We start from the raw sequence: 18,134 nt of genomic DNA, 5'->3' as shown, positions 1-18,134 counted from the left end.
CAGGCAACCGGGATTGCCGGATAAATATAAGCGTCTTCCTACCTCCAAACATTTTCGTTGAAGGGCCAGGTTGCCGAGACTTCGTCCGTTCGTTCAGTCGCCGTGGCAGCTCGGTCATTCATTCCCGAAGCCACGCCGACAAAAAAAAGCCCCGCGGAGAAAATCCGCGGGGCCTGCATTGCATTACATGAATCCAAATCTCTCTATTCGCAGAGGTCGACCTTCACATCCCAGTTCTTGATCTTCATGGTGCCGTTGCGCTCCAGGTTGAGGTGCATTTTGAAGGCGCGGTCCCACAACTGGCTCATGCCCCACCTTGCGCTTCAGACAGTCAGCTGTGGCAATGCTGAGGTACTCGGTGAGGATCGGCTTGTAATCCGGGTGGGCACACTTCTCGATGATCCGCTTGGCGCGGTCTTTCGGAGCCATACCACGAAGGTCTGCCAGACCCTGCTCGGTAACGACGCAGTCCAGGTCATGCTCGGTATGGTCGATGTGCGAGCAGTGCGGAACAACGCAAGAGATACCGTTCGGATCAGTCTTGGAAGGACGGCTCGATGGAGTATGCATGATCTTGAGGAAGCCGTTGCGGAGGAAGTCGCCGGAACCGCCGAGGCCGTTGATCATCCTGGTACCGCCAACCAGGGTAGAGTTAGCATGGGCATAGATGTCGATTTCGACCGGGGTATTCATGGCGATGCACCCGAGGCGACGGATCGGCTCAGGAGCGTTGGAGATGGAAAGCGGACGCAGGGTGATCTTGTCGAAGTACTTGTCCCAGTTCTCGAAGAAGCGGGGAAAACCAGGGGTCTCGGAAAGGGACAGGGAGCAGGATGAAGCAGCATCCAGCAGCTTGCCCGAGTCGAACAGGTCGAGCATGGTGTCCTGAAGCACTTCGGTGTATACGGTCAGGTTGGAGAAAGGACCTTTTGCCAGACCGCCGATGACGGCGTTGGCGATGGAACCGACGCCGGACTGGAGCGGCAGCAGGTTTTTCGGCAATCTGCCCATTTTCACTTCATGGCTGAAGAAGTCGATGATGTGGTTGGCAATGGCCTCGGAGGTATCATCCTGCTCGGCAAAGGCACGCCCTTTGTCACGCCGCTTCGATTCGACGACGGCAATGATCTTGCTCGGATCACAGGGGCAATAGGTGGTTCCGATACGGCTGCCGGCCTTGGTGATGTTGAAAACTTCACGATTAGGCGGGGTCTTGCAGGAGATAATGTCATGGATTCCCTCGAAAGAAGGCTCACCGGTATTTACCTCGACAATGATCTTGTCACAAACCATCAGTATTTCGGGAATGACGCCGCATGAGGTGGTGGGAACCAGGCCACCGTCCTCTGTTATGGCCGAAACTTCGATTATGGCCAGGTCCAGTTTTCCGGACTCGGTATCTTTGGTATAGAAGCCGTAGCCAAGGTCCTGGGCGAAAAGGGAAAGGTGTTTGTCCCCCATACGGATGCGACCTTCATTGATGCCGGCAGCGATATTCTTACCGGTCTGATAAGGCCAGCGGCGGTCGATCATATCGTTAATAGCCCAGCGATCTTCGGTCTCGGCGCCAACAGAGGCGCCAATGAAAAGATTGAATTTCAACTTGCCCTGCAGGTTGTTCTTTTCAACATGCTCGGCAAGAGCGATGGGGACCTCTTTGGGATAACCGGCAGGGGTAAAGCCGGACCAACCCAAGTTCATACCGTTTTTGAAAAACTGGATTGTGTCCTCTGCCTTCATGACCTTGTTCATGAGGGATTTACAACGGACGCGGTCTTGCAGGGTGCCGTACTCAGACATTTTCTTCCTCCTGTTTTGTTTTGATGTTTACAAACAAGATCAACAAAGATCTTTTGTAATAAGAACAACATTGAAACCTGATGATTCAGACCGCTAAAGACAGTGGGAGGAACCGTCTTCCGGCAAAAATTAGAACCGCATTCTACTTAAGGGCCACCTTTTAGTCAAGTTAAAAAATAATTTAAAAAGTCGCTTTCGGCACTGAAACATCTGCTCCACAGCTATTGAGAATTTAAACAATAGTTGCAATCACAAGGCGTTTCAACAAATGATTTGCTCATCGATTGCCTTACAATTTGTTTTACTGTTATCACAACTTGTTCACTATTACTAAATTTATGTTTTACATTTATATTTCCACGCTCATCTCTCTTTCCAGCGTTGACAACTTTTTTGAAAGAGATAGAATATCGTTTTTTATAAATAAGGGACACCCCATTCATGGCAAGAATACTGGTTATAGAAGACAGCAGTGTTGCACAGGCCCAGTTGGCAGACATTCTATCGGGCAGCTATGCGCTCGATTTCAGTGATGACGGAGCACAAGGTATTGCCATTGCCCTGGAAAATCATCCTGACCTCATTTTGCTTGATGTTCATCTCCCTGCACTTAACGGCTACGAGGTGTGCAAAAAGCTCAAACATATTGAAACTACGAAAGACATTCCGGTAATCTTCATCACTGCCATGGATGCAGAAAGAGAAAAGGTAAAGGGATTCGAAGCCGGTGCCGTGGATTATATAGTAAAACCATTTTATCCCCAGGAACTGCTGGCAAGGATAAGATCCCATCTGGCTGCACAAAGCCTTGCCCGGCAGTCCATGGAACTTGAAAAGCTGAAACTGTTCAAGGAAATGGCCATTGCCCTGAGCCATGAAATCAACAATCCCTTAACATCTATTTATGGTTCCCTCTATATGCTGGAAAAAGACAATAATTCCCATCATGAGCATGTATCGTCCGCTCTACAGCAGATTCGACAGGAGATGGGAAAAATACGTGATATTGTAGCAAAACTTGCCAGGACAACCCGTATCTCCCAGACCGAATATCTTTGCAACGAAAAGATGATCGATTTGCACAAGCTCTAAATGGCATTCCCTCCATCCTTAATGCCTCTTCTCCTCCCGGTCTTCATCAGCAAGGACATAAATTGACACACCTGTGCAATTAGTTATAGTTAATCTAAACCCATACAGGAGGCTGTTATGAATCTCATAACAAGATCCATGCTTACCTTCGGCTTGATATTGATGCTGGGGGGGTGCGCATCCCACCAGAAGAGTGAAACCGCAGGTCAATACCTTGATGATTCAGTGATCACGACAAAGGTCAAATCGGCAATTCTGGGAGATCCTGCTTTGAAAGTGATGCAGATTGCCGTTGAGACATACCAGGGCAAGGTCCAGCTGAGCGGCTTTGTCGATTCTCCGCAAAGCGTGAAAAGGGCAGGCGAAGTTGCCAGCAGCGTGGAGGGTGTCAGAGAGGTAAAAAACGATCTCATCGTCAAATAGTAATTGCGACAGCAAGAAAACATCGATGGCAGGCAATGTGAAATGCCTGCCATCAGATCTTCTCTCATGCTTTTATTGAACATCACCGTCAGCTCCCCGAATGATCCCATGACAACAGCTGCATGGCTTCAGTAACGGAAACCGAGAGCTGCCGTGGTAATAAAGCCGTCCAAATTTGCATCCGAACTGCCCCATGAGTCGTCCGTCCACAGATATCTTCCTTCAAGGCCCAAAAAGAAACTGTCGGTAATGTTGAAATTGAGCCCCGCCCCGGCATGAAGACCGAACATTGCCTTCGTATTGGTACTTTCATCAATTTTAAAATCCCGAACCTTGGAAAAATAACCTCCTACACCAAACTCACCATAGGGTTCGACCGGCCCAAGCGGAAGTAGTACCTTTGCAGTAAGGACCACCGGCACGACCCTCAGCCTGGCGTCTTGACCTGCAACAGCTTCCCCGGAGCCTTTGCTCTCGAAGTATCCGGCTCCAAGCTCCATGGCAAGCACCGGCATGATATAATGACCAAGAGCAACCTCTCCAGCAAACCCGATTTTGTTGTCAAGGCGGCTAACGGTGCTGTCACCAGGGATTTCCTGTACGTCAAAATCATTGCTGGGAGAGTAAATACCACCCTTGATAGCCAGATAATTAGCCGGCTTATCAGCTTCATCTGCAGCCCACGAGAGGTTTACGCTAAGAAGAAATGCAATGACCAGGGAAAAAAGGGTAATCTTTTTCATTTATTCCTCCTTGCAATATTGGATGTACTTCGTACACAACCTGCCAGCTCCGATGGATTAGGTCTGCGCCATGATGACTTCTCCTTTCCTCTCTGTATTTATGGACTCGTACTGAAGCTGATCATCCAGGGTAAAGTAAAATGTTGCGCCTTTGCCTGCTTCACCCTCACCGATTATCCAGCCGCCATGACTCTGAATGATCCTTTTCACCGTTGCCAGCCCGATGCCGAATCCTTCAAATTCCCCAGTGTCATCCAGGCGCTGAAAGACATTAAAAAGCTTTTCTGCATTGGTCATATCAAAGCCTGCACCATTATCCCGGACATAACAGGCGCGCTTCCCGCCATGATCCGTAACGCCGAATTCAATGTGCGCCAAATCCCTTTTGCTGGTGTATTTCCATGCATTGCCAAACAGGTTCTCCATTACTACTTGCAGCAGGCTTACATCTCCGTACACCATCACATCATCAGCTATTTTAAAGGTCACCTTCCGTTGCGGCTCCATCAACTTGAGCTCCGCCGCCACCGCCTTTGCCGTTTGGGAAAGATTTACCTTTTCCCGGTGCAATTCAGCCCGTGATACGAGCGAAAGATTGAGAAGCTGTCGATAAGTCTGTTCATCCGCAAAACGCCGTTGTTTATTTCTTGCAGGTAGCCCATGTACTTCGGTTCCAGGATGTTGCGGCACAGCTCCATCAGCAACTGGCAGTAACCGTTGATGTTGGTCAGCGGTGCCCGGAGGTCGTGGGATACTGTATAATTGAAAGCCTCAAGCTGACTGTTGGCGGCTTCCAGCTCGGCCGCCCTGGCTTCCAGATAGGTATCCAGGATTTTAACCTGCCTTCGGCCCTTTTGCGGTCGGTGATATTGCGCATGTTGCACTGGATCACCTTCATGTCGTCAACCGGATAGACGTTGCTGATGAACTCCACATCTATCTGCTGGCCCTCGCGAGTTTTCAGACTCATATCGTCATATCGGATATAGCCCTTCTTCTCCAGCTCGTTGAAGGCCCTTTTGCTGGCAAAGGTATCGGCGAAAATGTCCGTCTTCCATAACTTCTTGCCGATCAACTCATCGCTGGAACAGCCAAGCATCTCCATCAGCGATGGATTGGCGTCGGTAATCTTCCCGGTGTCGGCATCCAGTATCAGAATGCCATCCTTGGCCGTTTCAAAAAGACGGCGGTAACGGATTTCCGATGCCAACAGTGCCGTTTCCATGCGCCTGCGCTGGCGGCAGGCTTCAACTTCCCGCAGCTCCCTCTCTATTGCCGGAACGATGCGGGCCATTTCCCTCTTCTGGATATAGTCCTGCGCTCCCCCCTTCATCAGGGAAACAGCCAGATTGAGATCGATTTCGCCGGAAAGTATTATGAACGGCAGCTCGGGATGCAACTCCTTTGCCACGGCAAGGGCCTCGGGAGCGCTGAAATGTGGCATGGCATGATCTGAAAAGATGATGTCCCACTCTTCCGTTTCCAGAGCAGCGCGCATCGCCTCCAAAGTATCAACAACCTGGCATTTGGTTTCATATCCATTCTGATTAAGGGTATGAAGCATCAGCTCTGCATCATCCCTTGAATCGTCTACAATCAAAAGCCGTAAAGCTTTATCCATAATTTCCTCGTGGTACGGTAACTACTGAAGCTAATCTTCATCGGGCCGTATAAGGGGATTTTCAACGGCAGGCGGAGCTGCAGATCCTGCGGGAAGTTGATGAATGAACGTATTGGTCAGCATCAGGACAAACAGCAAATTCTCTGCATGGAATCTTTCCCTGCTAAATTGGAAGGGTTTTTCAGAGAAAAAAGAGCCGGGTGCCCGAAGGAGGAGCAGCGCCCCGGCCAAAGCATCAGATGCATTTTCTATTTTTCCCATTCGTTCCACCAGATATCGTTGCAGTTGCCTGTAGACAGGTTCCGGTCAGCCCACAAATTTAAACTTATTTTAATCTAACCAGCATCAATGTCAACATTTTTAATTGTAATTTGTTATTAAAATTTTACTAACCATTTCAAGCCACATTTTCTCTCAGCTTCTCTGTGATTTTCCTGAAATGAAAACCATATATGGCATAGGTGATGGCCAACGGGAAAAGCCGTGGCTTGCGCAAAAGCGACCAGAAGAAAAGGTTCCAGAATTGGACCCGCTCCTTGCCAAGAACACCCAGGAAGAAAATTGACTTCCAGAGAGCCGGCAGGTAACCCCGTTGGACATTGAATCTGCCGGTGTATAGCGGACGGTATTCCTTGAGGAGCTTCTTCACCCGCTTGTAATAATTATCCGGAGAGTAAATATGATCGAGCAAGGCACGATAGCCGCCTATCAGGGCAGACCTTTCCATCCTCGGCACGAAGTTGAGGGAGACGGCCATATTATTGCCGGTAGTATCGCCAACAAGCCTTCCCTCCTGGCGCAGACGCTGATAAAGTCTTGTGCCGCGAAGGGCGGTGAGTATCCCGACCATAGCCGTGGCAATGCCACTCTCCTGTATAAACCTGATCTGGCTGTCGAAGATCGTTGGCGGGTCACTGTCGAAACCGACGATAAAACCGCCATGCACCTGCAGGCCGGCTTGCTGTATGCGTTTTACCGAAACAAGAAGGTCCCGGTTCTTATTCTGTACTTTTCCAATCTCGGTCAGCACCTCGCCATGGGGGGTTTCTATACCGATGAAGACCTCCTGGAAACCGGCCTCGACCATCATCCGCATCAATTCCCCATCATCGGCAAGGTCTATGGACGCCTCTGTGTAAAAATAGAAAGGATAGTTTCTCTTCTCCATCCAGCCCCTTATGGCAGGCAGAATTTCCCTTTTAAGTTTTTGCTTGTCGCCGATGAAATTATCGTCTACAAAAAAGATTGATCCACGCCAACCTCTTGAATACAGGCTTTCCAGTTCCACCAGCAGCTGAACAGTTTGCTTGGTCCGGGGTTTGCGCCCAAACAGCCCTGTAATGTCGCAAAACTCGCAGTCGAAGGGGCACCCCCTGGAATACTGAATGTTCATTCCCGCATATTTGCGCAGATCTGCCAGTTCCCAAAGTGGCACAGGGGTGTCGGCCAGATCGGCGCGGCGTTCATCTTGATAAATGTGGCCGGGCACTCCCATTTCCAGATCGTCGAGAAATCTCTGGAGGGTTATCTCTGCCTCTCCCAGCACCAGATGATCCACTTGGGAAAATTGATCGTGGAAGGCGATGAAAAGGGGACCACCAGCTACGGTTTTCACCCCCAGATTACGGCAACGACCGATAACCGTTTCTGCGGATTCCCGTTGAATACTCATGGCACTGATGAAAACAAGGTCAGCCCACTTGATATCCCTGTCGGTCAGCTCGGCTACGTTCATATCCACAAGCTTCTTTTCCCATTGGGCCGGGAGCATGGCCGCCACAGTAAGAAGACCCAAGGGGGGAAAACTGGCCTTCCTGCCGATGAACTTCAATGCATGGCGAAAACTCCAGAAAGTATCCGGATAGTGTGGATAAACCAGCAAAATTTTCATGAGGATCTCCCGTTGTAAATTAAGTACTTATCTACTATTGTAAGTTCTTAAAGGCTTGTTACTGTAATTGTTTCGTAAAAGGTAGCTGCAGAATAAGCAAAAAGGAGTGCGGCCAGTATGGGTGAAAAAGGAATAAAGGATCTCTATGGGAAGGCGCATCTGCTCGCAGTTATTACCATTATCTACAACCTTGTGGAAGGAGTCGCCTCCATGGGACTCGGTGCTGCAGATGAAACCCTGGCGCTCTTCGGCTTCGGAGTCGATTCTTTCATCGAGGTCATTTCTGCGGTAGGGGTGTGGCACATGCTCGGCAGGATAAGGATCAATGGTGAAGAAGAGCGGGACAGGTTCGAGCAGACCGCCCTCAGGATCACCGGTGGGGCGTTTTACATCCTGACGGCCGGCTGATAGCGTCGGCTGTCATCAGCATGTTGCAACATCACAAGCCGGAAACCACCCTTTGGGGAATCGTCATTTCCGGCGTTTCCATCTCCTTCATGTGGCTGTTGATCCGGCAGAAAATGAAGGTCGGCAAGGCGCTCTCGTCCCCCGCCATCCTGGCCGACGCCGCCTGCTCCAGGGCATGTCTCTATCTATCCCTGGTGCTGATGGCTGCCAGCGTCGGCTATGAGTTGACCGGCATCGGCAGTCTCGATGCAATCGGAGCACTGATCATCGCATATTTATCGTGGAAGGAAGGAAAGGAAGCCTTCGGCAAGGCCGCCGGCCTTGCCTGCTCATGCAGCTGCAGCTGCCACGACTAACGATCAGGGGATTGGGCAGGGCGCGAAGACCCGTTCATGGCCCAACGAAATCGAGCGGCAGTTGCGATTATTGTTTTCGCGCCCTCAAATCCAGGAATACCCGGCAACCAAGCAAAACAAAAGGCCAAATATGCCAAAGCAGGTCAAAGATGTCGATGGGCCTTTTCAACGTGCCGGCCAGCAGCATGCTGAGTTTCTCCACCAGATGCGGTTTGGGGAAAAATGGGGCTAAGCCCAGGAGCAGCGCCATCGGGATAAGAAACCGGTAGTCGAGCAGTCTGTTCATTGTTTCATCACCTTGGTAACGGCCGCAGCACGTTCAGTCGCCGGTCGGCGTCGAGAATAATTCGCTTCCCCGAGCGGTGAGCCTGGCGGCAATCCTGCCGTCGCTCACATGGAAAATACGGTCGAAGCCTTCCACCATACGATGGTCATGGGTAACGACGAGAATGGCCGACTGATTTTCCACAGCCAGCTTTTTCAGCAGAGTCATGACGTTTTTCCCGTTTTCCGTATCCAATGCCGCGGTCGGTTCATCGGCCAGGATTACCCGCGGCTTGTTGGCCATGGCTCGGGCAATGGCTACGCGCTGGGCTTCCCCACTGGAAAGGGACATGGGGTAGCTGTTGAGGCGATGGCCGAGGTTAAGGGCATGGAGCAGTTCGATGGCCCTGGCTTTAGCTTCCTTCCGTGGCAGATCGTTGATCTCCAGGGCGATCATGACATTTTCCAGGGCGGTGAGAAAGGGGATCAGGTTGTGGGCCTGGAAGATGAAACCCAGCTTTTCCCGACGCAGCTTCTTCAGATCCAGTCCCGGCAGCCATCCTTCGTCGGCCACCTTTTCTCCGTCAATGACAACCTTGCCGTGGGTCGGCTCGTTGATCAGGCCGATCGAAGTAAGGAGGGTAGTCTTCCCCGACCCGGAGGACCAAGAATGGCGACCAGTTCCCCCGGCCTGACCTGAAAGGTGGCGTCGGCAATGGCGGTCACCAGGGTATCACCCTTGCCGTACCTTTTTGTCAGTTGTTCCACTTCAACGGCATACATGGTATTTACCCTCCCAGGGCCTCAGCCGGCTCGACCTTGAATGCCTTGCGTATGCCGACAAAGCTTGAAATGGTACAGATTACGAGAACTATGAAGAAGAGAACCTGCAGGTCAAATGATTGCAGGACAACACGGCGCGGGAAATTATCATAGGTGAGGTTGATCAGCAGGTAGCCGATGCCATAGGCGATCAGACCCATCAAGAGTGACTGCTCGAGGATCATGCCGATGATGACCCGGTTTTGGGCGCCGATCAGCTTCAGGGTTGCTATAACCTTGATCTTGTCCATGGTCGAGGTATAGATGATAAGGGCAATGATGACCCCTGATATTACCAGCAGCATGACCCGGAAAAGCCCCAGTTGCATCCGCGCCTGCTCGATCATGCCCTTGGTGAGGATCTTTGTCTGTTCTTCCGCCGAAATGGGACGAAAGTGGTTCCAACGGCTGATCCGCTCCTGCACCTCATGAAGGTTCGCCCCGGGAGTAATTCGTGCCACCACCGCGTTTACCGTGTGAGTAGATTCGGCTATGTTGGTAACGTCCTGCAGGAGGGTTCCTGCCTGAGCCGGAGGAAGTGACCGGTTGCCGGCCAGACTTGCTCCGATCCGTGCCCGGTTGTTTCTGATGGCATTGTTATCTTTCTTGAACTGTATTTCCTGGGCGTCAGCCAGACTCACGTAAGCTGCCGGGTCACCGCCGGATGAAACGATCCTGTCCGTAATGCCCACGACCGTGTAATCGTGGAGCCCCAGGTGAATTTTCTCGCCGACCTCCATTTTCATCCCTTTGGCCGCCACCATCTCATAATGCTTTTGCCGGATATCCCGGCCGGCGATGATATTCGGCGGCCCCCCCAAGCCACTGAGGTTATAACCGATGAGAAAGAATCGGAACTGTTTCCCCTTTCTCTCGATCTGAATGGTTTGAAATGAAAGGGAGATGCTTTTTCTACTCCAGGCACTGCCTGTATGCGATATTTGATGTCTTCGGGAATCCTCGAGCTTTCGGCAAAGGGGCCGTTCGTATGTGCCTGCACTACCCACAGGTCAGCTCCGGTGGCAGTCATTATCTCAAGGGCATCGGCCACCAGACCGCGGTAGATCCCCCCATGCTCATTACTATCCCTATGAGCAGTCCCAGTCCGATGGAGGTGAGAATGAACCTCCCCCGGTGATAACGTATATCCCTGATGGCCAGATTCATGGCGAGCGCCTCACCCGCATGCCATCCTTGAACTTTGCCATGCTTGAGGGGGGTGCCAAGGCAACCTGATCGGTTCCGTCAAGCCCGGCAAGAATTTCACTGGAATTTCGGCGATCTTCGATGCCAACAGTCACCGGTCTGAAGGCAAGTCTCCCCTCGACAATGACCCAGACACCCCGCTTTTTTTCCTTGGTAAGAATGGCGGCTGAGGGGAGTGCAGGAGCGTCTTTTTTCGTCCCGGTGACGATATATACATCCGCCTGTTCACCCAACCGGAAGTCTTTTAAGGTGTCGGTAAAGGCCACCTCAACTTCCAGCTCTTCAGTCACCCGGTCGCTCTGATGCCCCAGTCGGGCCACCTGGCCGGGAACCGGTTCAGCAGCTGAAGAACGCAAGGTGATCATGGCTTTTTTGCCGATTGCCACTCCTTTAAGCTGCGACTCATCCACGTTTGCCTTGACCCAGACGACTCGGGGATCGGCCATGGTAAAGATCGACACGCCGGGAGTGACCGTCGCACCCTGTTCCAGATCACGGGTGATGATAACGCCGTCCTGGGGGGCATAAATAAGGGTGTCGCTCACTTTGCTCCGGGCAAACCCCAGATTGGCGCGACTTGCTCGCTGTTCCATATGCATGGCCTTCACCTCCGCCTGACTTCGGGCCACCTCTTCCCTGGCCACCCGGCAAGCCGTATCGTACTGCTCTGCCTCCAGTTTTGAGACAAGATTTTTTTCAGCCAGGTTTTTGAAGCGGTTGGCATTTTTTTCAGCAAGAACCAGACTGGCTTTCGCCTTCTGCAGGTTGGCCTGTGCGACACTTAAGCTGGCTGCGGATCGATTGAGCCCTGCCCAGGATTGCTGCTCCTGCTGCAGAAAGTCTTCATTATCCAGTTTCGCCAGAAGCTGTCCCCGTTTCACCCGATCACCCTGATCGGCATAAAGCTCAACAATCCGGCCGGTGATCTTGCTCGAGACGCCAACCACCACCTTGGCCTCCACTGTGCCGTTGCCATATACTTCAGCCGTCAGGTCACGTTTTTCAACCCTGACCACCTTGACCCGCTTCGGTGCAAGAAGGGTGACTTTAAGCAGGATGACTACAGCTACCAGGGTCACAACCCAGATCAGGTACTTCTTCTTCCGCTTCAATGTTTTGAACAGTTCCATACCCCACCCCTTTGAAAATGCTTCTCACTCTTTCCCCACAGCCCGGTCAAGACGGGCCAGGGCGATCTGGTAATCATATACCGCCTGGATGTGGGCCGTGTCCGCATCCAGTGCTGAGCCTGAGCATCGGTTACCTCGACGATAGTGCCGACCCCTTCCTGGTAGCGGCCCATGGCCAGAGCCTGATTCTCCCCGGCCGCCGCCACTTCCTTTTCCGTCGAGAGAATACGGTCGGTTGCCTCCCTGATCCCAAGCCAGGCGAATTTAACATCCTTTACTACTTGCAGCTTCACGCTATTTTTCCGGGCTTCAATCCCCCGCAGTGCCGCCAAAGACTCCTTTTCCTGCTCCCTGGTGGAAAACCCGCTGAAGAGCGGCATGGTCAGGTTCAAGCCAACTCCCCAGACATTGTCTCCAGGAGGGAAACTCCGGTCGCGTAGCCGATACTGGCGGTACCTGACAGGATTGGGAGATAACCGCTTCTTGCCGTTTTGAAATTTGCCGCTGCCACAGATCCCAAGGAATCCAGCTGCTTCAGCTCTGACCTGCGGCTGATTGCCTCCTGCAGCACCTGGCCCTCATCGGGTAAGGGTGCTGAGCCAATTGCCGGCGCCACAGGTTGGCGGTCGGCCAATGATGGAATGCCGATGGCGTTGGCCAGTTCGACCCTGGCAAGGTCCTGTTGTTCTCCGCCCGGATCAGGGCGGTCCTGGCTGCATACAGATTTGCTTCTGCCCTGGACACCTCAACCTTTGCCCTGATTCCCTGACTGAAGAATTCCTGGGCCTGCTGAAAGACTGCCTCCCTCGCCCGGACTGTTTCCCCGGTGGCCAAAACCTGTTTCTCAGCGGCCAGCAGAAGATAGAATGCAATGCGCACCCTGAGAGCTATGTCTTGCCGCGCAACGGCGACAGTTTCAGCTGCAGCCTCACGAGCGCTCTGCGCTGCGTCAACTGCTCCCTTTGTGCGACCGAAATCATATATGGTCTGCTTCAGGTACATGGCTTCCGTATGTACCTCTGTTGATATGGCTCTTTCAAGAGGACCAAAATAAGAACGCCCTTTGCTCCAATCGGCAACGACACTGATCTGGGGATAGTAGTTAGCCAGAGCCAGACCTGTCCTGGCCTCGGAGCCATTCACGTTTTCTCTTGCTTCGAGCAGCTGGGGGTGTTTTTTTAGAGCCATCACCAATGCTTCATCAAGGGACAGAGGTGAAGCAGCGAAGAGCGGCGAAGGGGAAACCGCTAACAACAAAATGAAAAGCAACCAAATCGATTTTCTTATCTGGACGTCATGGTTCTCTGCTCGGGAATCACTCATCGGGCAATTCCTCCTTGATAACTTTTTGCTGCATCGGTTCTTCACCTTCATTTCATTTCTCCACATAATCCCTTATAATTTAATTATATGATAAAAGCAATGTAAAGTGATTGTCTATTCACATATATGCGAAAAAAAATCAGCCGACCAGGGAGATGAAATTTTGCCAGAGCTTTTCCGCCTCTGCTTGAATATCAAAGGATGCATTGCTCATATTCCATCGTACGGCGGTGAACTGGATCATGCCGAGGAGTGTCAGGGCGGTTTGCCGGGGAGCAAGTCCCTGCCTCAGCTCGCCTTCGGCAACCCCTGCAGCAATGACGCCGGTTATGGTTTCAATGTAGTTATTGATGCGCAGAGCCAGCATGTCCGCCAGATTGCGGTTTCCAAGATGAATATCGTCGGCAAAAACAAAGCGTGGTATCCCCGGATGTTCTGCGAGAAGAGCGATATGGGAAAAGAAGATGATTTCCAGTTTTTCCAGCGGCTTACGGCTTCCTCCGGCAATGGTGGCTGCCTTGCCCATGACCGCACTGCCGATGAATTCCCCAAGAGCAGAGAAAATCTCATCCTTGCCGGCAAAATGACGATAAATGTTGGCCTCACTCATGCCGGCTGCATCGGCAATGGCGGAGATGGTAAGTGCACGTACCCCCTTACGGCCGATCACCTCAAGGGCAGCCTGAACGATCTCTTCCTTGCGGACACGGGTGCTTTTTTTTTGTAACATCAACCACCTCATGCGAATATTAATTCGCATATTAATCGATGACAGATAACCGGTCAAGATGAAATTGCAAAAGGTCCACTATTGTAATCCTGTCACAATAAGTAACTGTTGAAAATTGCGCTCGCACATGAACATAGCAAGCAAGAGCAAATTTTAGTTGACATTGATTTTCAATTTCCGTAAATTCGTCCTATATTTTTAGGAGGAGAAAGTGGGGCAATCACAGCTTTTAAGCGATCATGTTTTCCATACTGGGGCCAATGCCGGCAAAGATGTTCCGGCAAAAGAACCGAGCTCTCGCCGGACGGTCTGGAGAGATATAGCCACGCGTTTTATCGAGCCCAGGGAATGCCTTGCTTCCTTTCTGGCCCTTGAATCGGCAGAGGTAGTCGCCGGTATCAAGCCGGCAAACCTCTTTTCCATTCCGAACCGCACCTACGCCTGCGGCAGAAATCCGTACCAGCTTTGGAAAAAGTGGGGGAAAACGGTCGTGGCGACCACCCCCCTGGAGGCCTACGAGCTGACAGACCGGGAGATTCTGTGCTGCTTCTCCTTTATCGCCCCGATGCGCTCGCCAATCTCCTCGAAAAACCCGCTGTTCGTGCCATCCTGGCTCGCGCAGGTTATGCGGAAGAGGTGGCTCTCCCACAGGTGCTCGCTCGATTTGCCAGGTGTCTTGCTGCCGACGGGTTTCCCCATGAGATCGGTATTTTCCTCGGATACCCCTTGAAGGATGTGGTCGGATTCATGGGATTGGCACGAATCCCCTTCACCTGCCAGGGCCCGTGAAGATATACGGCGAGCCCCAGGCCAGCCTTTGCCTTGCCGAAACCTTCCGCTGTTGCCGCAGCCGGATGGCTGCTGATTTGTCCAAAGGCGCATCACCGTCTGAATGCCTGACTGGCAGGTCAGACGTAACGCGGAAGCCAAAAGTTAAAAATAATAATTAATGGGGGTAGTACCGGTATGATCAGAAAATTGGCGGTAGTTGGTGGTCTTGTCGTTAGCTTGAGCGGTTCCGCATTCGCGGCACACCCGTTGATTACTGATGACACGGGAACCCAGGGGAAGGGTAAATTTCAACTGGAGCTGAACGGCGAAGTAAGCCGGGACAAGGAAGTGTTCGACGGAGTGGAGACCAGGGAGACCGGCGCAGAACTGGCAGCGGCATTCTCTGCCGGCATCTTCGATAACGTCGATCTGGTTATCGGCGCTCCGTGGGTTTGGAGCCGGGTCAAGGAAGACGGCATTTTGGCCGGTGACGAGAACGGCGCTGGCGACGTCTCGCTGGAGCTCAAATGGCGTTTTCTGAACTACAAGAGCTTCAGTATGGCGGTAAAGCCTGGGTTGACCATTCCCTCCGGCAACGAGAACCGTGGGCTGGGCAATGGCAAAGTCTCATACGGGGTGGCCATGATCGCCTCCCAGGAACTTGAGCCGTTCACCTTCCACGTAAATGCCGCCTATACCAGAAACGAGTTCAAGCTTGATGCAGACAAGGAGAGTAATCGCAGCAACATCTGGCATGCTCGGCAGCAGCATCCTGTGAAATTGTCAAGGACCTGCAGCTGGTGGCCAATATCGGGGTGGAGACAAACGGTAGTCGTGGCTCTCACGCCTGGCCCGCCTTCCTGCTCGGAGGAGTGATCTATTCGGTGACGGAGGATCTGGATCTGGATCTGGGTATCAAAGGAGGCCTCAATGGCCCCGAAGCTGATGTTTCATACCTGGCAGGAATTGCTTACCGGTTTTAAGGAGATAACTGATGGTGCCACTGGCTCTGTTAGTATGAATGAAAAAGGGGAAATTGTGGCGGTACGTTTTGCCACCTTCTTCGGCATCCCCATCTTCCTGGCCGCCGTGTGGCTGGTCTTCAAACTACCTTCGACCTATCCGCCCTTTGGCGACTGGATTGATGCTTGGGAGCGGGGCTGTTGGCCCCTCCAGCCCCGCTTCACAATCAAAACAGAGAAACGAGGCGAAGAGGTCTTGCAAACAAGCGCATCAATTTCAGATTTCCACTTGTTTCACTTTTTTCACCCGTTTGGCCGCCACCCGTACCTTGGCAACGGGGATAACTTCGGGAATCGGCACGAATGAAGCCGGATCGGCCGGTAAAAGGTTAGTGTAATGGGAGGAGGCAATTTTCCTGGTAACTCCGTCACTGAATAGAATCGTCGCACTGACGGGACCAACCTCGACCACCTTTCCGGTACCCCATTCCTGGGCTACTGTGTGACTTACAACCTTACCGCATTTGATCGTCATTGTTTTACACCTCATTTAAAGGGCCTGGCCCATGGCTTGACTGTATGGACCTTGTATCCACCATATCCAAGCCTGATGCTCAACCCGTAATAGCCGTTCTGGACTGAAACGAGCTACTGCGCCCCTTTCTCATTCCAGATCCGGTTCTCCTTGTCGTCGGGATGCAACTTGTTTAGTTCATCCGGGTCCACATGCCAGAAGGACTTATCGACAGCGCTTTCTACATAATCCTGTTTCTGGTCGTGGGCAAAGGGACACCACCAGTTTTCCACTATTTTAACCAGGTATACGGCATACCTGAAGAGTGCAACGCTCAACGGACAGTAGAGCTTGCAGTTAAATATCCAGAAAAACCTGTAGTGGGCAAAATGGAGCCGGGAAACATTGATGGTGGGCTGCTCCGAATTCCCATACCGATGAGAAATCCAGCAGGTACAAAATCCCAGTAGGATTTGACGTTCATGCCGCCTACGTATCTCAAGTGGGTCTTAATCAAAAAAACACCGGTAACCACGAAAGGCACGGTGGTAATAATCGGCAGATATATGAGTGGAACACCGAGGCATACCTTCCAGAAGGGCTGCCTCGAATAGTTGCAGCCGATTCTAACTCTATCCATTTTTTCCTTTTTTATACTGGAAAGTTTACCAATAACCGCTTGTCAATGATTCTGAAGGTATGCCAACGATTAACTTTACTCTTCTCCCTTGCTAATTGATAGGTAAATCTTGTGGGACGGAGATGGAAGAAAAAAGGGCGCCGTTGCCGGCGCCCATAACAACGATGAAGGAACTTTATTTTAGAACTTGTAGGTCAGGTATGCTCCTGCCACATGGGCGTCATAGCTGTAGTTGTTGGCGCCGGTGAACAAGTACTTGGTGCTGTTTTCCACAGAGGAGCCAGCCATATAAGCTGGTGTGTTGGTGAAATCATCAAGCTTATACCACTCATAAACATAGGTAAGGCCGGCCTTCAGGTTCTTGGTGAAGGTGTAGCTGATATCGGTCTTCACTTCCTGGAGGCGGTTTCTAACCGTCGGCCAGGCTTGAGCGGCGGCGTTTGCCAGCTTAACTGCCCCGTTGGGGTTGATGGTATTGAAGTCCATCTTGCTGCTGGAATAGGTGTAACCGGTGGTGACAGCCAGCTTGCTCGGAATGACCTGCACTGTCGCTCCGACACCGAATGAATTAACCTTTTCATAGATGTCGGTATTCCAGTAGTTCTCAGGATTGAACCCTCCGATAGTCGTTTCGTTGGCCGCTGTTGCAGGGTTGTCGAAGGCGTCGTCCTTTGCGGCTGATTGCATCGCCCCTTTGCGGAATTCCTTCACGTAGTTGCCGTAGAAAGAGAGAGCCTCCGAAACGGCGTAACTGATATCGATTGCGCCGGTGTAATTTTCGTTCTTCTTCAGACCAAACAGGTTGTCGTTGCCGTATTCGTCATTCAGATACTGGCCGGAGAGTGCGACAGTAAGAGCGTCAAGAGGTATCATCTGGAAACGGAGATCGGCCTTGTGCCGGAGCCTGTCTGCCCAGTCATAGTTGACCAAGCCTACGGCTTCCGGGTTTTCAGGAGTGTTTCCTGTTTTGTAGCCATCGACGGTGCGGTGGGAATAGCGATAGTTACCGTTCAGTCTTGCTGCCTTACCGGGTTTGTATACGAATCCGCCGCCCACGCCAACTTCGTTGGTGCCGTCAATCCGCAGTTGCTCCCGGTCCCATCCTTCCCAGAAACCTTCGGCGATTACGGTGAGCGGCTTCAACAGGTGACAGCATCAGGCAACCGGTGAGCGTCGAAAGTAGCAACAGTGTTTTTAACATCGTTTTTTGTCTCATTAATAATCCTCCTGCATGATTTTTGATTCAAAAACATTGGATCCTTCTGATTTGTATATCCACCCCCTTCCTGGAATTGCTATATATTACCAATAATTGTGCCAAGCACCAGAAAACGGCGTAAAAAATTAAAGACCTCTCAATAATCGCAGTTGAGGGCACCAAGGGCGCCACCCTTAAAGGGTTGTTGTTAAAGGACAAGAAACAATAGCGGGGATAGGA

At 51.6% G+C, this 18,134-nt stretch carries 24 protein-coding genes and 2 pseudogenes; 7 read left to right on the top strand and 19 right to left on the bottom strand.

Going from position 1 to position 18,134, the window contains the following annotated elements; genetic code table 11:
* Positions 1-203 precede the first annotated feature (203 nt).
* Positions 204-1,800: pseudogene (scpC, locus tag JCM15764_RS01850) on the bottom strand (succinyl-CoA:acetate CoA-transferase ScpC).
* Between the two features lie 441 nt (positions 1,801-2,241).
* Here scpC and JCM15764_RS01845 point away from each other — a divergent pair.
* Positions 2,242-2,892 (top strand): ATP-binding response regulator, encoded by a 651-nt coding sequence (locus tag JCM15764_RS01845; protein WP_054691998.1) that lies wholly within the window; start codon positions 2,242-2,244, stop codon positions 2,890-2,892.
* Between the two features lie 117 nt (positions 2,893-3,009).
* Entirely contained in the window at positions 3,010-3,315 is a 306-nt protein-coding gene (locus JCM15764_RS01840; RefSeq protein ID WP_054691995.1) for a BON domain-containing protein, read from the top strand.
* 128 nt (positions 3,316-3,443) lie between these two features.
* Here the strand turns inward: JCM15764_RS01840 and JCM15764_RS01835 are convergent, their stop codons facing one another.
* The 6 genes from JCM15764_RS01835 to JCM15764_RS01815 all read right to left on the bottom strand — a co-directional run bounded on the left by JCM15764_RS01835 (position 3,444) and on the right by JCM15764_RS01815 (position 7,570).
* Complete coding sequence (locus JCM15764_RS01835) at positions 3,444-4,058, bottom strand: outer membrane beta-barrel protein (RefSeq protein WP_054691992.1); 615 nt, start codon at positions 4,056-4,058, stop codon at positions 3,444-3,446.
* Positions 4,059-4,115: 57 nt separating this feature from the next.
* Positions 4,116-4,628: a sensor histidine kinase gene (locus tag JCM15764_RS01830; protein WP_243688158.1), complete on the bottom strand. Its 513-nt coding sequence runs from the start codon at positions 4,626-4,628 to the stop codon at positions 4,116-4,118.
* Positions 4,610-4,780: a hypothetical protein gene (locus JCM15764_RS27670; RefSeq protein WP_369412222.1), complete on the bottom strand. Its 171-nt coding sequence runs from the start codon at positions 4,778-4,780 to the stop codon at positions 4,610-4,612. The genes JCM15764_RS01830 and JCM15764_RS27670 overlap by 19 nt, the downstream gene beginning before the upstream one ends.
* A gap of 5 nt (positions 4,781-4,785) precedes the next feature.
* The gene (locus JCM15764_RS01825; protein WP_054691987.1) at positions 4,786-5,679 is read right to left on the bottom strand and encodes a PAS domain-containing response regulator; all 894 of its coding nucleotides are present in this window, start codon (positions 5,677-5,679) and stop codon (positions 4,786-4,788) included.
* Between the two features lie 30 nt (positions 5,680-5,709).
* Positions 5,710-5,940: a hypothetical protein gene (locus JCM15764_RS01820; protein ID WP_054691985.1), complete on the bottom strand. Its 231-nt coding sequence runs from the start codon at positions 5,938-5,940 to the stop codon at positions 5,710-5,712.
* 136 nt (positions 5,941-6,076) lie between these two features.
* Complete coding sequence (locus JCM15764_RS01815; protein WP_054691982.1) at positions 6,077-7,570, bottom strand: B12-binding domain-containing radical SAM protein; 1,494 nt, start codon at positions 7,568-7,570, stop codon at positions 6,077-6,079.
* A gap of 117 nt (positions 7,571-7,687) precedes the next feature.
* Here JCM15764_RS01815 and JCM15764_RS29150 point away from each other — a divergent pair, with 117 nt between their 5' ends.
* Both JCM15764_RS29150 and JCM15764_RS29145 read left to right on the top strand, forming a co-directional pair.
* Positions 7,688-7,978, top strand: a complete 291-nt coding sequence (locus tag JCM15764_RS29150) for a hypothetical protein (protein ID WP_439645243.1) — start codon at positions 7,688-7,690, stop codon at positions 7,976-7,978.
* A 20-nt stretch (positions 7,979-7,998) separates the two neighbouring features.
* Entirely contained in the window at positions 7,999-8,334 is a 336-nt protein-coding gene (locus JCM15764_RS29145; protein WP_439645242.1) for a cation efflux transmembrane domain-containing protein, read from the top strand.
* Positions 8,335-8,401: 67 nt separating this feature from the next.
* Here JCM15764_RS29145 and JCM15764_RS01805 read toward each other — a convergent pair whose 3' ends face one another.
* The 10 genes from JCM15764_RS01805 to JCM15764_RS01780 all read right to left on the bottom strand — a co-directional run bounded on the left by JCM15764_RS01805 (position 8,402) and on the right by JCM15764_RS01780 (position 13,809).
* The gene (locus JCM15764_RS01805) at positions 8,402-8,620 is read right to left on the bottom strand and encodes a hypothetical protein (RefSeq protein ID WP_054691979.1); all 219 of its coding nucleotides are present in this window, start codon (positions 8,618-8,620) and stop codon (positions 8,402-8,404) included.
* A 33-nt stretch (positions 8,621-8,653) separates the two neighbouring features.
* Positions 8,654-9,217 carry an ABC transporter ATP-binding protein gene (locus JCM15764_RS01800; RefSeq protein WP_279384219.1) on the bottom strand — a complete coding sequence of 188 codons (564 nt, stop codon included), beginning with the start codon at positions 9,215-9,217 and terminating at the stop codon, positions 8,654-8,656.
* Complete coding sequence (locus JCM15764_RS29140) at positions 9,217-9,381, bottom strand: hypothetical protein (RefSeq protein ID WP_279384202.1); 165 nt, start codon at positions 9,379-9,381, stop codon at positions 9,217-9,219. The genes JCM15764_RS01800 and JCM15764_RS29140 overlap by 1 nt, the downstream gene beginning before the upstream one ends.
* Before the next feature lie 5 nt (positions 9,382-9,386).
* Entirely contained in the window at positions 9,387-10,241 is an 855-nt protein-coding gene (locus tag JCM15764_RS01795) for an ABC transporter permease (RefSeq protein WP_279384201.1), read from the bottom strand.
* A gap of 208 nt (positions 10,242-10,449) precedes the next feature.
* Positions 10,450-10,587 (bottom strand): hypothetical protein, encoded by a 138-nt coding sequence (locus JCM15764_RS29135; protein ID WP_279384200.1) that lies wholly within the window; start codon positions 10,585-10,587, stop codon positions 10,450-10,452.
* Entirely contained in the window at positions 10,584-11,756 is a 1,173-nt protein-coding gene (locus JCM15764_RS01790) for an efflux RND transporter periplasmic adaptor subunit (RefSeq protein WP_054691977.1), read from the bottom strand. The genes JCM15764_RS29135 and JCM15764_RS01790 overlap by 4 nt, the downstream gene beginning before the upstream one ends.
* Positions 11,735-12,148, bottom strand: a complete 414-nt coding sequence (locus JCM15764_RS21205; protein WP_369412220.1) for a TolC family protein — start codon at positions 12,146-12,148, stop codon at positions 11,735-11,737. Before JCM15764_RS21205 ends, JCM15764_RS01790 begins: the two co-directional genes overlap by 22 nt.
* A complete protein-coding gene (locus tag JCM15764_RS27665; RefSeq protein ID WP_369412219.1) occupies positions 12,145-12,327 on the bottom strand; it encodes a hypothetical protein in 183 nt (60 codons plus the stop codon). The genes JCM15764_RS21205 and JCM15764_RS27665 overlap by 4 nt, the downstream gene beginning before the upstream one ends.
* Complete coding sequence (locus tag JCM15764_RS21200) at positions 12,291-13,079, bottom strand: TolC family protein (RefSeq protein WP_243688157.1); 789 nt, start codon at positions 13,077-13,079, stop codon at positions 12,291-12,293. The genes JCM15764_RS27665 and JCM15764_RS21200 overlap by 37 nt, the downstream gene beginning before the upstream one ends.
* Positions 13,080-13,218: 139 nt before the next feature.
* Complete coding sequence (locus JCM15764_RS01780) at positions 13,219-13,809, bottom strand: TetR/AcrR family transcriptional regulator (protein ID WP_054691974.1); 591 nt, start codon at positions 13,807-13,809, stop codon at positions 13,219-13,221.
* Positions 13,810-14,283: 474 nt separating this feature from the next.
* On the opposite strand from JCM15764_RS01780, the gene JCM15764_RS21195 reads away from it, so the two are divergent.
* The 3 genes and pseudogenes from JCM15764_RS21195 (at position 14,284) to JCM15764_RS01765 (ending at position 15,909) form a co-directional block, all read left to right on the top strand.
* Positions 14,284-14,598, top strand: coding sequence for a DUF3793 family protein (locus JCM15764_RS21195; protein ID WP_369412218.1), 315 nt, complete (start codon positions 14,284-14,286; stop codon positions 14,596-14,598).
* A 177-nt stretch (positions 14,599-14,775) separates the two neighbouring features.
* Positions 14,776-15,563, top strand: a pseudogene (locus JCM15764_RS01770) (transporter).
* Positions 15,511-15,909: a hypothetical protein gene (locus JCM15764_RS01765; protein ID WP_243688182.1), complete on the top strand. Its 399-nt coding sequence runs from the start codon at positions 15,511-15,513 to the stop codon at positions 15,907-15,909. Before JCM15764_RS01770 ends, JCM15764_RS01765 begins: the two are co-directional and overlap by 53 nt.
* Before the next feature lie 281 nt (positions 15,910-16,190).
* Here the strand turns inward: JCM15764_RS01765 and JCM15764_RS21185 are convergent, their stop codons facing one another.
* Complete coding sequence (locus tag JCM15764_RS21185; protein WP_243688154.1) at positions 16,191-16,394, bottom strand: hypothetical protein; 204 nt, start codon at positions 16,392-16,394, stop codon at positions 16,191-16,193.
* 482 nt (positions 16,395-16,876) lie between these two features.
* Positions 16,877-17,839: an MtrB/PioB family outer membrane beta-barrel protein gene (locus tag JCM15764_RS01755; RefSeq protein WP_054691967.1), complete on the bottom strand. Its 963-nt coding sequence runs from the start codon at positions 17,837-17,839 to the stop codon at positions 16,877-16,879.
* Positions 17,840-18,134 lie beyond the last annotated feature (295 nt).

Source organism: Geotalea toluenoxydans JCM 15764 (assembly GCF_001311985.1).
In the GTDB taxonomy this organism is placed as follows: Bacteria; Desulfobacterota; Desulfuromonadia; order Geobacterales; family Geobacteraceae; genus Geotalea; species Geotalea toluenoxydans.
The sequence above is the reverse complement of the archived record's forward strand: the minus strand, read 5'-3'. Positions and strand labels throughout refer to the sequence as shown.

Coding starts and splice junctions, on each gene's coding strand:
- JCM15764_RS01765 (WP_243688182.1), top strand. CDS start 15,511: ATGGCCCCGAAGCTGATGTTTCATACCTGGCAGGAATTGCTTACCGGT.
- JCM15764_RS01780 (WP_054691974.1), bottom strand. CDS start 13,809: ATGTTACAAAAAAAAAGCACCCGTGTCCGCAAGGAAGAGATCGTTCAG.
- JCM15764_RS01825 (WP_054691987.1), bottom strand. CDS start 5,679: ATGGATAAAGCTTTACGGCTTTTGATTGTAGACGATTCAAGGGATGAT.
- JCM15764_RS29140 (WP_279384202.1), bottom strand. CDS start 9,381: ATGTATGCCGTTGAAGTGGAACAACTGACAAAAAGGTACGGCAAGGGT.
- JCM15764_RS21200 (WP_243688157.1), bottom strand. CDS start 13,079: ATGAGTGATTCCCGAGCAGAGAACCATGACGTCCAGATAAGAAAATCG.
- JCM15764_RS01790 (WP_054691977.1), bottom strand. CDS start 11,756: ATGGAACTGTTCAAAACATTGAAGCGGAAGAAGAAGTACCTGATCTGG.
- JCM15764_RS01815 (WP_054691982.1), bottom strand. CDS start 7,570: ATGAAAATTTTGCTGGTTTATCCACACTATCCGGATACTTTCTGGAGT.
- JCM15764_RS29145 (WP_439645242.1), top strand. CDS start 7,999: ATGTTGCAACATCACAAGCCGGAAACCACCCTTTGGGGAATCGTCATT.
- JCM15764_RS01820 (WP_054691985.1), bottom strand. CDS start 5,940: ATGGGAAAAATAGAAAATGCATCTGATGCTTTGGCCGGGGCGCTGCTC.
- JCM15764_RS29150 (WP_439645243.1), top strand. CDS start 7,688: ATGGGTGAAAAAGGAATAAAGGATCTCTATGGGAAGGCGCATCTGCTC.
- JCM15764_RS01840 (WP_054691995.1), top strand. CDS start 3,010: ATGAATCTCATAACAAGATCCATGCTTACCTTCGGCTTGATATTGATG.
- JCM15764_RS01805 (WP_054691979.1), bottom strand. CDS start 8,620: ATGAACAGACTGCTCGACTACCGGTTTCTTATCCCGATGGCGCTGCTC.
- JCM15764_RS01845 (WP_054691998.1), top strand. CDS start 2,242: ATGGCAAGAATACTGGTTATAGAAGACAGCAGTGTTGCACAGGCCCAG.
- JCM15764_RS01835 (WP_054691992.1), bottom strand. CDS start 4,058: ATGAAAAAGATTACCCTTTTTTCCCTGGTCATTGCATTTCTTCTTAGC.
- JCM15764_RS29135 (WP_279384200.1), bottom strand. CDS start 10,587: ATGAATCTGGCCATCAGGGATATACGTTATCACCGGGGGAGGTTCATT.